1 protein-coding gene is annotated in these 262 nt (G+C 58.0%); it reads left to right on the forward strand.

Features of this window, described 5'->3' with window-relative positions:
- The coding region (locus tag L977_RS24770; RefSeq protein WP_047626104.1) for a hypothetical protein at positions 1-262 on the forward strand (262 nt) is incomplete at both ends.

Consider the following 262-nt stretch of genomic DNA (forward strand, 5'->3'; position numbering starts at 1 on the left):
AGACGGATACCACCCCGTCTGAAACCGCGCACAGCGAAGCGGTGCCTGCCGTTACGCCGTCGAAAGCGGACGATCTGAAGCCTGCGCCGAAACCGGCTGACAGCACAACGCCGAAGAAAAAATGGGACGTTCCAAATACGAATTACCCAACGCTTTCTCCGGGTTCTGCAACCGGTAAAACCGGCAAAGATATGCCGAAAACGCCTGAGCACAGAAAGTGGAACGGCGACATGACCAACGGCGTGGCGCCGTCGAGCAACCC

The sequence above is a fragment of the Enterobacter sp. ZOR0014 genome (assembly GCF_000798855.1).
In the GTDB taxonomy this organism is placed as follows: Bacteria; Pseudomonadota; Gammaproteobacteria; order Enterobacterales; family Enterobacteriaceae; genus Enterobacter; species Enterobacter kobei.